The organism is Candidatus Kosakonia sp. 282A-S69 (assembly GCF_029433855.1).
In the GTDB taxonomy this organism is placed as follows: domain Bacteria; phylum Pseudomonadota; class Gammaproteobacteria; order Enterobacterales; family Enterobacteriaceae; genus Kosakonia; species Kosakonia cowanii_A.
This window is the reverse complement of sequence record NZ_JAROAU010000003.1, coordinates 212,967-226,405: the sequence shown is the minus strand read 5'-3', so window position 1 is coordinate 226,405 and position 13,439 is coordinate 212,967. Positions and strand designations below refer to the sequence as shown.

Sequence of the window (13,439 nt, the reverse complement as noted above, 5' to 3'; positions counted from 1 at the left end):
GGAGAGAGTATGCGAATTCTGCTCATAGAAGATGATGCGCTGATTGGCGACGGTCTGAAGGCTGGCCTGGGTAAAAAAGGCTTCACGGTGGACTGGTTTACCGACGGCAAGCTCGGCAAGGCGGCGCTGTTTGCCGCACCGTATGACGCGGTGATCCTTGACTTAACGCTACCGGGTCTGGATGGGCTGACAATCCTGCGCGACTGGCGCGAGGAGAAGCGCGGCGAGCCGGTGCTGATCCTCACCGCCCGCGACGCCATTGAGCAGCGTGTCGAAGGGCTACGACTCGGCGCTGATGATTATCTCTGCAAACCCTTTGCGCTGGTGGAAGTCGCCGCCCGGCTGGAAGCGCTGATTCGCCGCGCCCACGGACAGGCACAAAGCCTGCTACGGCACGGCCAGGTTACGCTCGACCCGGTAAGTCTGGTGGCCACCTTTCATAATGAGACGCTGGTGCTGAAACCAAAAGAGTTCGCGCTGCTGGAGCTTCTGCTGCGCAACGTTGGGCGCGTGTTGCCGCGAAAAGCGATTGAAGAGAAGCTCTACAGCTGGGATGGGGATGTCTCCAGCAACGCGGTAGAAGTGCATGTGCACCACCTGCGCCGCAAGCTCGGTAGCGACTTTATCCGCACCGTGCACGGCATCGGCTACACCTTAGGAGAGGCATGAAATTTACGTTTCCCCATAGCCTGCGGCTGCGTCTGACGCTGCTCTTTTTGCTGCTTTCGCTGGCGGCCTGGCTCTGCGCCAGCGTCGTCGCCTGGCAGCAGACGCGCGATAAACTCGACAAGCTCTTTGATACCCAGCAGATGCTGTTCGCCAAACGGCTGAGCGTAATGAAGCTCGATCAACTGCAAAGCGCCGCGCCGCAGGTCACGAAAAAAAGGATGAAGCATGGTCATCTCGATGATGACGTGCTGGCCTTCGCCATCTACTCCACCGACGGCAAACTGCTGCTACACGATGGCGATAACGGGCGCGATATCCCCTACTCCTGGCGTCGCGATGGCTTTGATGATGGGCAGCTGCGCGATGATGACGATAAGTGGCGCTTTCTGTGGCTAACCGCGCCCGGCGGTGAATACCGCATTGTTATCGGCCAGGAGTGGGAGTATCGCGAGGAGATGGCGCTGGAGATTATTACCTCACAGCTAACACCATGGCTGGTGGCGCTGCCGTTAATGCTGCTGCTGTTAATCGCCCTGCTGACCCTTGAGCTGCGCCCCTTGAAAAAGGTGGCGCTGGCGCTGCGTTCACGCGCTCCGGATCGCGCCGATGCGCTGGAGATCCGCGGCGTGCCTGGCGAAGTGCGCCCGCTGCTGGATGCGCTCAACCAACTCTTTGCCCGCACGCACACCATGATGCTGCGCGAGCGGCGCTTTACCTCCGACGCCGCCCACGAGTTGCGTAGCCCGCTTGCGGCGCTGAAAGTGCAGACAGAAGTCGCGCAGCTCTCCGATGACGATCGCACAGCCCGCACCAAAGCCCTGAGTCAGTTACATCTCGGCATCGATCGCGCGACGCGGCTGGTCGATCAGCTGTTAACCCTCTCGCGCCTCGATTCGCTGGAGCATATGGATGATGTCGAGACGCTGGCGCTTGATGCGCTGCTGCAATCGGCGGTGATGGAGACCTACCACAGCGCGCAGCAGGCAGGGATTGATATCCGTCTGCACCTGAATGCACACGGCGTACGCCGCCAGGGACAGCCGCTACTGCTTAGCCTGCTGGTGCGCAACCTGCTGGATAACGCCATCCGCTACAGCCCGCCAGGCAGCGTAGTGGATGTCATACTTGAAGCCCATAGCCTGAGCGTGCGGGATAACGGGCCGGGGGTCAGCGAAGAGGCGCTGGCGCGTATTGGCGAGCGCTTCTATCGCCCGCCGGGGCAGGCCGAAACCGGCAGCGGCCTCGGGTTATCGATTGTCCAGCGCATCGCCGCCCTGCATCAGATGCAGGCCACGTTTACCAACCATCCTGAGGGGGGCTTTAACGTCACACTACGCTGGTAAAGCAATTATTGCTTATTGAGCAAAAGTCTTTGCCATTATTGCCAATTTAATCGCACCGTTGATGCGGATAGAATCGCCGACAAACGTATTTATCCGGGAACAAAAAATGAGCAATATTCTGATTATCAACGGCGCGAAGAAATTCGCACACTCCAATGGCGAACTGAACGATACCCTGACCGACGTTGCGGCAAGCTTCCTGCGCGATGCCGGGCACAATGTGAAAACCGTGCGTACCGACGGGGAGTATGACGTTAAAGCGGAAGTGGAGAACTTCCTGTGGGCCGACACGGTGATCTGGCAGATGCCGGGCTGGTGGATGGGCGCGCCGTGGACGGTGAAAAAGTATATGGATGATGTCTTTACCGAAGGCCACGGTTCACTGTACGCCAGCGATGGTCGTACCCGCTCTGATGCAGCGAAAAAGTATGGCTCCGGCGGCTTAATCCAGGGCAAAACTTACATGCTGTCGCTCACCTGGAACGCGCCAATTGACGCCTTTACCGATAAAGAGCAGTTCTTCCACGGCGTCGGCGTTGACGGCGTTTACCTGCCGTTCCATAAAGCGAACCAGTTCCTCGGTATGGACGCGCTGCCGACATTTATCGTCAACGACGTCATCAAAATGCCGGATGTCCCGCGTTATATTGCAGAATATCGCAAGCATCTGGCGGAGATTTTTGCTTAACTGTAGCTGGACTTAAAAGGAGTAAACCATGTTGACAGTAGTAGCAGAGATCCGCACTCGTCCGGGGCAGCACCATCGCCAGGCCGTGCTTGATGAATTCGCGAAAATTGTACCGGTTGTGCTGCAAGAAGCAGGCTGCCACGGCTATGAGCCGCTGATCGACCACGCCGCTGGCGTTAGCTTCCAGACGACCGCACCGGATTCCATCACGATGGTCGAGCGTTGGGAAAGCGTTACGCATCTTGAAGCGCATCTGCAAACGCCCCACATGAAAGCGTGGAGCGAAGCAGTAAAAGGCGATGTCCTCGAGACCCATATCCGTATTCTCGAATCGGGTCTGTAAGGTGCTTCCCCTCACCGCCAGGCGGGGGGAGAATACTCAGGCCGGCGTGGGCAAAACGGCTCCCCGGCCCGTTGCTTACCAGTACAACTTCCAGCTCAGCGAGAAACGCGCCAGCGCTTCGACATAGAAGTAATCCCCCCAGCTTGCACACTCATCCACCCCTTTATTGCTCGACAAATGATAGACCGAGTGCTTGAGCAGACCGTTGGTCGCCTCATGCTTGCCCGCCAGATAGTGCTCATTTAACGACGACATAATGCGCATCGCCCACTGCTGGTAATGGGCACGGTCCGGATCGGTCACCGGCAGCTGTTTAACCAGCTCCAGCAAACCGCATACCGCAATCGCCGCCGATGAGGAGTCGCGCAGCGCATCGGTGCCGACCAACGCCAAATCCCAGTGGCAGACCGCATCTTCCGGCAGGCGATTGAGGAAATAGTTCGCCAGCCGTTTTGACAGCGCCACCATCTCTTTATCACCGGTATAGATATAGCTCAGCAGAAAGCCGTAAATCCCCCACGCCTGGCCGCGCGACCAGCATGAATCATCGGCGTAGCCCTGCTGGGTGTTGCCATAGCGCGGCGCGCCGGTCTGCACATCCATATAGTAAGTGTGAAAGGTAGAGGCATCTTCGCGCACAAGGTACTTTGCCGCCTGGTTAACGTGGGCTTCGGCGGCGTCGGCAAAGCGCCTGTCGCCGGTTTGCTCCGTCGCCCAATAGAGCAGCGGCAGATTCATATTGCAGTCGATGATCATCCGCCCGGCCTGGGCAGGATCGGTTAGATCGCCCCACGCCTGGATAATTTGCGCTTTTTCATGAAAGCGCTCCAGCAGCGCTTCGGCCGCCAGCAGCGCAAAGCCGCGCGCGTCGCGATTGCCGGTTAAGCGCCAGGCCGCCACGCAGGAGAGCGTGTATAAAAAGCCGAGATCGTGGGTGTTAGTATCTTCACGTCCGGCGATGCGCAGGCCAAAGGAGCGCACGTGGCGCTCGGCCAGCGCACGAAACGCCTCGTCGCCGCTCATCTCCCAGGCCAGCCACAGCTGCCCGGTCCAGAAACTGGTGGTCCACTCGACGTTGCCGGTCAACGGATAAAAGCCGTCGACGCAGGTCTCCGCCGGAAACTGTTCACCGAACTCGGTTAAATGACGGCGAATCAGTTCAAGGGTATGGCTACGCGCAGACTCCAGTTCATCTTTAAAAGTTTGCGCATCGGGCGCGGCCGGGCATGGGCGTAACGTTTCCTCGTTGATTTTACTTAACATCGTTCGGTTCCTTCTCTGTTCAATAATCGGATAGCCATTACCCTGCCGTTTTCGCATCCAGCGTGCGGGCTTGCCGCCATTTGCTCTGGCAGGCAGACAGGGTAAACAGGGAGATAAAGGTAAAGGTCAGTGCAATCGCGCCCATGATGATATAGGTGTGTTCAAAGCCGATGCGGTCATACAAAATCCCCGCAGGTGACGAGACCACCACATTGCCGACGTAGAGCATCGCCTGGTAACCCAGCAGATACATGGTGGCATTAACGCGTTTGTCGAAATGCTCGGCGATATATTTAAATACCGACACCAGCAGCAAACAGATTTCGAGGCCGTAGAGCGGTTTAAGGATCGAAATAAGCAGATGCGATTCGCACAGCCCGGAGATAATTAACCGCCCGCCAACAATCAGGCCGACAATTAATAATCCGCGCTTGGCACCAATAAAGTTCACCAACAGCGGGATCACCATATACATGACAAATTCCATGCCCGACTGCACCGTACCCAGATACCCAAACACCGCATTGCCTTCATGCACATCGTCAAAGAAGGTGACGAAGTAGCGCGAGAATTGCTGTTCGGCAATAAACATCATCCACGCGACACCGGCGACATAGAGGCAGAAGGCGCAGAATTTACGGTTGCGCAGCAGCGCATAGACATCGGCAGGCGCGATCTTCTCTTTGGTCAGCACGTCACCCGCGTGAGCGGAGTGGACATTCACTTTCAGGCTCAGCAACACCGCCAGCATAATCAGCGATGCCACGGACCCCATGATGAAGTTATAGGCCGGCGAGAGGTTAAACAGCAGGCCGGAGAAGGAGGAGGCCACCGCCCAGCCCAGCGATCCCCACATGCGGATCTGCCCGAACTCCATACCGTTTAAACGGCTGTAACGGTCGGTATAGGATTCGCACGCCGCCACGCCTGCATACCAGGCGAAGCTTAGATAGATGGCGCCGACAATAATGCCGACCAGCGTGTTGGACATTAATAACGGCTGATAGACATAGATAAAGAAGGGTGCCATTAAGGCCGACATCAGCACGACAAAATAGAGCAGGTATTTGCTCATGCCGATTTTATCCAGGATATAGCCATAAATCGGTTTCAGAATAACGGAGAAGATACCGTTAACGGCAAACACCGTGCCGATCACCGTCCCGCTTAAATTGGCTTTTTGCCCGAGCCAAATTGCCAGCAAACCAATACTCGCCGACCAGGTAAAAAAGTAGAGAAAGATAAAAGTGCTGATTTTGTAATATTCAGTTTTATTATTTATGGTGATTTTTTCCATACTATCCTCGACGAAAGCATGTAGGGTTCAGCGTTATTTCCCGGCCAGCGCCGGGAATCAAAGTGCAATCTCGACACGGTTTTTCTGCCCCGGTTGATGGATCACCAGCGCGTTATTGTTGATAAAAAGTTCCGGTAAGAGCGGGTTGAAGGCCAATTCGCAGGTTGCCGCCTGCACGGCGCACGCTAGCCACTGCTGGCCTGGGGCAATGTCGGTACGCAGCACGGGAATGGAAGCGCAGGGTGAAAACATGATGCTGCTGTTAGGCGGTGTGATGATGCTGTCCGCCTCACGTGTAGCATCAGTAAGCAGGTTGAAAATACCACTTACGCCGTTTTCAGCGACCACCAGGCTGCCGTGCTGCTCAGGACGATGGGGCGCTTTCAGCACTGCAAAGCCCCCTTCCACGCTGGTCAGCGTGCGCGCGGTATCGATACGGTGGACGCGAAGATGCCACTCCCCGCAGGGGATAAGCCAGGTGGCGATCTGCACGTCATGCCACGGCGACCAGCGCGAGAAGATCGCCTGTTGGCTTATCACCACCTCGTCGCACTCGCGGCGGCCGCGAAAGTAGTTATCCCCTGCGCTCAGCAGCAGCATTGAGTCGCAGGCAGCATGTTTAATGCCGTAGCGCCCGCGCTCAATGGTGAAACCAAAGCGGCTGGAGTAGGCGAATTTGGTGTATTTCGCTTCGGTATTAACGTAGTTGTTCAGTTCAAGCTGTCCGGCAGTCAGCATCCAGACATGCTTTGACTCTTCGCTGTGCACGATAAGCTGCCCGGCAGGGGCGATAACTCGCTGCGCGTCGAGCCGCGGTAGCGGCTGCTCTTCGGCGCGCCAGAAGGGGTGAGACGCGGGCAGCGCGAGGATCAAGAAGACCTTCAGCGCCCAGTAGGGCGAGCCTGGCGAGTTGTAATCTTCGCACATCGCCAGGTTCGGGTAGGCAAAACCGAGCGTCAGAATACCATCGCGATCGAAGATGGGTTGTTTGAGCCACCAGCGCAGATGGCGCAGGATCACGCCTTTTACCACACCCGGCGTAAAGACCGGCAGCCCGGCAAAGGCGACAGCGCTCCAGAAGGCGACCATCGCAAAGCGGTAGGTGAGGCTGCGGCCAAACGGCACCGACTCCCCCTCTGCCGCCGACATGTAGATGAAGTCTTCGGCAAAGCGGCTTGCGCGCTCGCGAATCGTTGCCGCGCGCGTGACGTCCTCTTCGCCGTTCAGCGCGGCGTAGATCAGGCCATAAAAATGGAACGCCATCGAGATGTAGTAATCTTTTGGCCGACCGGGGCCGTCGGAGTACCACCCTTCGCCGAGATAGTAGGCATCCATCATCGCGAAGCGGCGCTCAACTGCCTGTGCATCCCACGGCAAACCGGCGCGTTTAAACCCCAGCTGCACCATGATAGCGAAGAAGTTCCAGTTACTGTCGGGCATCTCCGCTTCGGTGATCTGGTTAAGCCAGCGGTAGAGGTTCTCAGTTTGCTGGGCAGTGAAGTTCAGCATGAACTTTTCGCCCAGCAGCGCCAGCCCGAGACCATAGGCTGCCATCTCCACCAGCCGCTGATCGTATGCCACGGTGTCGCCCCAGTAGCCGCTATCCTGCGGATCGGTGCCGCGCTTAATCGCCAGCAGATATTTCTCGCTGAACGTTTGTGCATCGCCGCCCGCCATTAGCGGAAACAGCCCCCATAGCGCGCGGGAGAGCCCCTCCATTTCAGCAATCTCATCGTTGTAATGGGCGCTGGTGGCACCGAGGGAGAAGTGCGTCGCACCGGCCGGGAACTGTTTATCCAGCGCGTCGAGCATGGTAGTCAGCGCGCTGACCACGTCTTCGCGGGATGACAATGGATTTGATTTTTTTTCGTGCGCCGCCTGCATAACTTCCCTCCCCTGATGTGTGGCAGAAGAATAGTTAATGAGCAGCGCGGTGAAATGTTAGCTCTGTCACACCGCCGTAACTTCTCTGAACCTGTTATTGAGAAAATTTAAAACCGTGGTTTATAAATGGCTACAGGCAAGTAAAAATTGAGATTGATTGCACCATGACTTCAGGCTTGCAGACAGAGCGGCTGGAACTGATTACCCTCAACGATGCGATTGTGTCGTTTAGCCGCCTCTATGCCAATACCGTGCGTTACCATCACTGGCATCAGTGCCTGGAAGTGCTCTATGTCGAAGAGGGGTTTGGCGTGGTGATTGTTGATAATCGTCACTACACCATGCGGCCCGGCAGGCTCTTTTTCTTCCCGCCCTTTACGCTGCACCGGGTGATGGTGGATGAGCAGGCGCAGGATTGTTATCGCCGTACCATTATCCATGTCGACCACCATGTCGTGCTCAAACACCTGCGCGATTTTCCGCATAATCACCAGCGCCTGCAGCGCCTCTCCTTGCGCGGCGGCGCAGCGGTGGTGATGGATGCGGCCGATATTCATCCCCATATCGATCACCTGTTTAGCTGTTATGCGAAGCTGTCCGAGAACCGCAGCCTCAACGTCGAGCAGGTCGCCTGTTTGCTGCTCAATCTGTTAAGTATGTTGCCGGAAGATAATGAGAAATTACCGGAAGAGCAGAGCGGGATCGCCACGCCAGTGATGTTCTGGCTGCAGGAGAATTACCGGCAGAAGTTTAGCCTGCAACGGCTCGCCGGGGATCTCGGTAAGTCCCGCAGCTATGTCTCGCGCCGCTTCCACTTCGAGACCGGGGAGCCGATCCATCAATATTTAAATACTCTGCGCCTGCGCAAAGCGTGCGACTCGCTGCTTCATACGCCGCTCAGCATCCGCGAGATCGCCATTGATGTCGGTTTTTCCGATGTAACGTACTTTATCAGCGCTTTTAAACGCGGTATCGGCGAAACGCCGTTGCAGTACCGGAAGAATCATCGAAACGAACAAGTCCTTAGAAAGCACCTTTAAAAGCGCTTTTTAAGCTTCAGGAGCGCCTCGAAAACCCGCGCGTCCCGGCAGCACAGCTTCATGGGCGCAAAGATCAGTACAAAATTAAGCTACACGGCGCGGGATACCGGCTGGCCTATAAGGTCGAGGATGAGAGCATCACCGTGACGGTGATGGGTGTGGGCAAACGCGAGAACGATGAGATCTATACTGCCACCCGCTTCAGATAAGATGCACAACGTAACGGATGGCGGCTTACGCCTTATCCGGCCTACATCAAACCCGAACAAGTTGAGCAAGCCCGGTAAGCAGAACGCCACCGGGCATTCAGGATTACGCTTCGATTTCCGCCGTATCACCCTTCTCTTGCAGCCAGTTGCGTCGATCTTCCGAGCGCTTCTTGGCCAGCAACATATCCATCACGGCATCAGTCTGCTTATCATCTTCGTCGCTGATGACCAGCTGCACCAGACGGCGGGTATTCGGATCGAGCGTGGTTTCACGCAGCTGCATCGGGTTCATCTCGCCCAGCCCTTTAAAACGCTGTACGTTCGGTTTGCCCTTTTTGCGTTTCAGCTGCTCCAGCACGCCGGTTTTTTCCTCTTCCGTTAACGCGTAATAGACCTCTTTGCCAAGATCGATACGGTAGAGCGGCGGTAGCGCGACATAGACGTGTCCGTTTTTCACAAGCGTTCTGAAGTGCTTCACAAACAGCGCGCAGAGCAGCGTGGCGATGTGCAGGCCGTCAGAATCCGCATCGGCAAGAATACAGATCTTGCCATAGCGCAGCTGGCTGAGATCTTCGCTATCCGGATCGATACCGATCGCGACCGAAATATCATGCACCTCTTGCGAGGCCAGCACCTCATCGGAGGAGACCTCCCAGGTGTTAAGGATCTTACCCTTCAGCGGCATGATCGCCTGAAACTCGCGATCGCGTGCCTGCTTCGCCGATCCGCCCGCGGAGTCCCCTTCCACCAGGAAGAGTTCGGTTCGCGAGAGATCCTGCGCGGTGCAATCCGCCAGCTTGCCGGGCAGTGCCGGGCCGCTGGTAAGCTTTTTACGCACCACTTTTTTGGCGGCGCGCATGCGGCGCTGGGCGCTGGAGATCGCCATCTCTGCCAGCAATTCCGCCGTCTGAATATTCTGGTTCAGCCACAGGCTGAAGGCATCTTTCACCACGCCGGAGACGAACGCCGCGCACTGACGGGAGGAGAGACGCTCTTTGGTCTGCCCGGCAAACTGCGGATCCTGCATTTTGACCGACAGCACGTAAGCGCAGCGATCCCAGATATCTTCTGCCGAGAGCTTCACGCCGCGCGGCAGAATATTGCGGTATTCGCAGAATTCGCGCATCGCATCAAGCAGGCCCTGACGCAGACCGTTCACGTGGGTCCCGCCCTGCATGGTCGGGATCAGGTTTACGTAGCTCTCGGTCAGCAGCTCGCCGCCTTCCGGTAGCCAGAGCAGCGCCCAGTCCACCGCCTCCGTTTCGGCAGAGAAGTTGCCGATAAAGGGCTTTTCCGGCAGCGTCGGCAGGCCATTTACCGCTTCGCTCAGGTAGTCGTTCAGACCATCCTGGTAGCACCAGCGCTGCTCGGCGTTATTCACATTGTCTTTAAAGAGAATTTCAACGCCCGGGCAGAGCACCGCTTTCGCTTTCAGCAGATGCATCAGGCGCGAAACGGAGAAGCGCGGGCTGTCGAAGAAGGATTCATCCGGCCAGAAGTGAACGCTGGTACCGGTATTGCGCTTACCGCAGGTGCCAATGACCTGCAGATCCTGCACCTTGTCACCGTTCTCAAAAGCGATGCTGTAGACCTGGCCGTCGCGTTTGACGGTCACTTCTACGCGCCGTGACAGGGCGTTAACCACCGAAATGCCGACGCCGTGCAGGCCGCCCGAGAACTGGTAGTTTTTATTAGAAAATTTACCGCCCGCATGCAGGCGGCAGAGGATCAGCTCGACGGCAGGAACGCCCTCTTCCGGGTGGATATCCACCGGCATGCCGCGCCCGTCGTCGATAACTTCCAGCGACTGATCGGCGTGAAGAATGACCTCCACGCGCTTCGCGTGGCCCGCCAGCGCTTCATCCACGCTGTTATCAATAACTTCCTGCCCCAGATGGTTAGGGCGCGTGGTATCGGTATACATCCCCGGACGGCGGCGAACCGGCTCAAGCCCGGTGAGTACCTCTATGGCATCAGCGTTATAGGATTGCGTCATGGTGTATTCGTAGATAGTGATCGCATCGTTTCCAGCGGCTTATTCAAGCCCAAGGAAATCGATAATCTGTGTGAAATGTTTCTCAAAGCCCGTGAAGGCGTGATTTCCGCCCTCTTCAACTGTCTGACGGCAGGCATCGTAATAGGCCACCGCCTGGCGGTAATCGAGCACTTCGTCCCCGGTTTGCTGCAGCAGCCAGATCAGATCCGGCGCCTCAAGCGGGTCAACTTGCATCACTTTGAGCTCGTAAATATGGCGAGACTCTAGCACATATTGCTGCCCTGTGTAGGGGTTCTCGTTAGGGCCGAGATAATCCGCCAGCAATTCAAATGGCCGAACCGCCGGATTGACCACCACCGCCGGCAACATAAAGCATTGCGAGAGCCAGGTCGCCAGATAACCGCCGAGCGAAGAACCGACAATACCGAGCGTTTTTCCGCCCCGTTCAAGCACCAGCGACTCCAGCATCTCTGCGGCCTCGGCCGGATAGGGCGGCAGTTGCGGCACCACCATTTCAATATGCGGATGATGCTGCGCGACCCATTGCGCCAGCTGCGTCGCTTTGCCGGATCTGGGCGAACTGTTGAAACCATGCAGATAGAGAAGCGTTGACATCAATAGCCTTCTGAGGCGGTATCGGGTCTGAACTCGCTCCCCGCCAGACGGCACACTTCGGTGTGCAGCGTTCCGTCAGGGTAGAGATCCAGCCAGCGCCAGCCTGGCGCGATGGTATCAAGCGTGAAGCTGGCGCAGTGCGGCTTAAACTGCACGCAGGTCGACGGTGTTGCCAGCAAGCGGCGACCATTCCAGTCGAGATCCAGCTCCTGATGGATATGTCCACACAGCAGCGTGCGCACCTGAGGAAAGCGTTGCAGCACATTATCCAGCTCCGCGGCGTTGCGCAGGCTGTGCTGATCGAGCCAGCTACAGCCGGACGGCAGCGGATGGTGATGCAGAAGCAGTAAGGTGTGACGCTGCGGGCTGTCGGTGAGTTTCTTCTCCAGCCAGTCGAGCTGAAATTCGCTTAACTCACCGTGCGGAACGCCAAACACCTGGCTGTCGAGCAGCAGAATTTGCCACTGCTCGCCGACAAAAACACGTTTCGCGGGCGAGATACCGGCATCCTGCAGCGCGCTGTACATGGCAGGTTGAAAATCGTGATTGCCCGGCAGCCAGACGCAGGGTGCGTCGAAGCTTGCGATACCTTCAGCAAAGTGCTGATAGGCCGCAGCGGTATGATCCTGCGCCAAATCGCCGGTAGCGACAATCAGATCGCACGAACGCTGCTGAACCCGGATCGCATTCAGTACCGCCTGATAGCTCTCCCAGGTGTTAACTCCTAACAGCGTTTCATGCTTTTTGGCGAACAGGTGAGAATCGGTTATTTGTAATACCCTGACTCTGGACTCACTCCCCAGAGAGAGGTTTAACAGGCTTTCCAAATGGTGTCCTTAGGTTTCACGACGCTAACAAACCGGAATCGCCATTGCTCCATGTGCTAAACAGTAACGCAGCCAGTCGGCCAGAAACTGGTTAATTTGATGCTTTTCGTCGCGTTGATGCAACTTTTTATTGGGGTAATCATAACGCGCTTTAAATCGAAAGATCTGCTGGCTCGAACACACTTCGGCTACCATCGCATCGTGATACAGGCGCACTGTCATTGAGGGCAGGCTCCAGTAGCTGACGGCAGGCGCGGTCTGTTCGATCTCCACAAGCGTAGTGTAGCGGGTGGATTCAACAATCGTTAATCGGTACTGCGCATTGGTCACCTGATAACTTACCGCTTCGCCTGCCTCATCATTACGCGGTAGCAGGCGGCGCAGCTGGGCGAAATTGGTTTCGCACAGGCGCATCATTTCTGGGAAGTCAGGTGTGTAACGCTTCATTTTTTCCACTCGTTTTGTAAGCTCTCATAATGCAGCTGCAGCCATTGCAAGGCGATGACAGACGCTGCGTTGTCAATTGTCCCCTCTTCTACCCACTGGTAAGCCTGCTCCCGGCTCACCACATGAACACGAATATCTTCGTTTTCATCCACAAGGCCATGAATACCCGAGGCCTGTGTGGCATCCACTTCGCCAACCAATACGGCAGTGCGCTCGCTGGTACCGCCCGGGCTTGCCAGGTAGCTCAGCATCCTTTTCACGCGTCCGACCGCTAAACCGGCCTCTTCGCCCGCTTCGCGCCGTGCGACATCTTCATCCGACTCGCCCGCTTCAATCATGCCGGCAACCATCTCCAGCAGCCACGGCGTGTCGCTGGTGTCGAAGGCCGCAATGCGAATCTGTTCGATCAGCACAACTTCGTCGCGCACAGGGTCATAGGGTAGCAAGACTGCGGCGTGACCGCGTTCAAAAATTTCACGCTGCACTTCGCCGCTCATTCCCCCATTAAAAAGACGATGGCGAAAACGATAGCGGACGAGCGAAAAAAAACCGGTGTAGAGTGTTTCCCGTGCAATAATTTCTACATCATTTTTTGTGAAAGTGACGATGGATGAGTCTGGCTTATTCATTGGCGGCGTCTCAAATGAAGTGATGATAAATCGGTGGATTTTCAAGCCTGTTTTACGCGTGTTTCAAGCGCTATGTGTTAGATTGATGCAAATTTATGCCGATGGCACGTTACGCCAAGCTTTCGCGGTGCGTACTTCTGGTAGAATCTGCGATTATTTTTCCAATTTAGATCAGCGCTAGTACTGCTT

General features: G+C 56.4%; 13 protein-coding genes and 1 pseudogene. 6 read left to right on the top strand and 8 right to left on the bottom strand.

Translation table 11 applies throughout. The features are described from left to right. Positions 1-9: 9 nt before the first annotated feature. The 4 genes from qseB (at position 10) to PU683_RS06860 (ending at position 3,043) form a co-directional block, all read left to right on the top strand. Positions 10-669 carry a quorum sensing response regulator transcription factor QseB gene (qseB, locus tag PU683_RS06875; protein WP_277170784.1) on the top strand — a complete coding sequence of 220 codons (660 nt, stop codon included), beginning with the start codon at positions 10-12 and terminating at the stop codon, positions 667-669. Further along, positions 666-2,012, top strand: coding sequence for a quorum sensing histidine kinase QseC (gene qseC, locus PU683_RS06870; protein ID WP_277170783.1), 1,347 nt, complete (start codon positions 666-668; stop codon positions 2,010-2,012). The genes qseB and qseC overlap by 4 nt, the downstream gene beginning before the upstream one ends. Positions 2,013-2,118: 106 nt before the next feature. Further along, positions 2,119-2,700 (top strand): NAD(P)H-dependent oxidoreductase, encoded by a 582-nt coding sequence (locus PU683_RS06865; protein ID WP_277170782.1) that lies wholly within the window; start codon positions 2,119-2,121, stop codon positions 2,698-2,700. A 28-nt stretch (positions 2,701-2,728) separates the two neighbouring features. Further along, a complete protein-coding gene (locus PU683_RS06860) occupies positions 2,729-3,043 on the top strand; it encodes a putative quinol monooxygenase (RefSeq protein ID WP_277170781.1) in 315 nt (104 codons plus the stop codon). Positions 3,044-3,118: 75 nt separating this feature from the next. Here PU683_RS06860 and PU683_RS06855 read toward each other — a convergent pair whose 3' ends face one another. Genes PU683_RS06855 through PU683_RS06845 form a run of 3 tightly spaced genes read right to left on the bottom strand, consistent with a single transcriptional unit; the run spans position 3,119 to position 7,487 of the window. After that, positions 3,119-4,306 carry a glycoside hydrolase family 88 protein gene (locus PU683_RS06855; protein WP_277170780.1) on the bottom strand — a complete coding sequence of 396 codons (1,188 nt, stop codon included), beginning with the start codon at positions 4,304-4,306 and terminating at the stop codon, positions 3,119-3,121. 37 nt (positions 4,307-4,343) lie between these two features. After that, positions 4,344-5,603: an oligosaccharide MFS transporter gene (locus tag PU683_RS06850; protein ID WP_277170779.1), complete on the bottom strand. Its 1,260-nt coding sequence runs from the start codon at positions 5,601-5,603 to the stop codon at positions 4,344-4,346. Positions 5,604-5,660: 57 nt separating this feature from the next. After that, complete coding sequence (locus PU683_RS06845) at positions 5,661-7,487, bottom strand: DUF2264 domain-containing protein (RefSeq protein WP_277170778.1); 1,827 nt, start codon at positions 7,485-7,487, stop codon at positions 5,661-5,663. A gap of 164 nt (positions 7,488-7,651) precedes the next feature. Between PU683_RS06845 and PU683_RS06840 the strand changes: the two genes are divergently transcribed. Together PU683_RS06840 and PU683_RS06835 are read left to right on the top strand one after the other, a co-directional pair. Further along, a complete protein-coding gene (locus tag PU683_RS06840; protein ID WP_277170777.1) occupies positions 7,652-8,527 on the top strand; it encodes a helix-turn-helix transcriptional regulator in 876 nt (291 codons plus the stop codon). 11 nt (positions 8,528-8,538) lie between these two features. Then, a pseudogene (locus PU683_RS06835) lies at positions 8,539-8,736 on the top strand (type II toxin-antitoxin system RelE family toxin); the annotation flags it as partial. Positions 8,737-8,839: 103 nt separating this feature from the next. Here the strand turns inward: PU683_RS06835 and parE are convergent. The 5 genes from parE to nudF are packed head-to-tail and all read right to left on the bottom strand — an operon-like array spanning position 8,840 to position 13,250. After that, complete coding sequence (parE, locus tag PU683_RS06830; protein ID WP_277170776.1) at positions 8,840-10,732, bottom strand: DNA topoisomerase IV subunit B; 1,893 nt, start codon at positions 10,730-10,732, stop codon at positions 8,840-8,842. 39 nt (positions 10,733-10,771) lie between these two features. Continuing rightward, positions 10,772-11,347 carry an esterase YqiA gene (gene yqiA, locus PU683_RS06825; protein WP_277170775.1) on the bottom strand — a complete coding sequence of 192 codons (576 nt, stop codon included), beginning with the start codon at positions 11,345-11,347 and terminating at the stop codon, positions 10,772-10,774. Then, positions 11,347-12,174, bottom strand: coding sequence for a 3',5'-cyclic-AMP phosphodiesterase (cpdA, locus tag PU683_RS06820; protein WP_277170774.1), 828 nt, complete (start codon positions 12,172-12,174; stop codon positions 11,347-11,349). Before cpdA ends, yqiA begins: the two co-directional genes overlap by 1 nt. A 24-nt stretch (positions 12,175-12,198) precedes the next feature. Continuing rightward, positions 12,199-12,621 (bottom strand): DUF1249 family protein, encoded by a 423-nt coding sequence (locus PU683_RS06815; RefSeq protein ID WP_023480711.1) that lies wholly within the window; start codon positions 12,619-12,621, stop codon positions 12,199-12,201. Further along, a complete protein-coding gene (nudF, locus tag PU683_RS06810) occupies positions 12,618-13,250 on the bottom strand; it encodes an ADP-ribose diphosphatase (RefSeq protein ID WP_277170773.1) in 633 nt (210 codons plus the stop codon). The genes PU683_RS06815 and nudF overlap by 4 nt, the downstream gene beginning before the upstream one ends. Between the last annotated feature and the right edge of the window lie 189 nt (positions 13,251-13,439).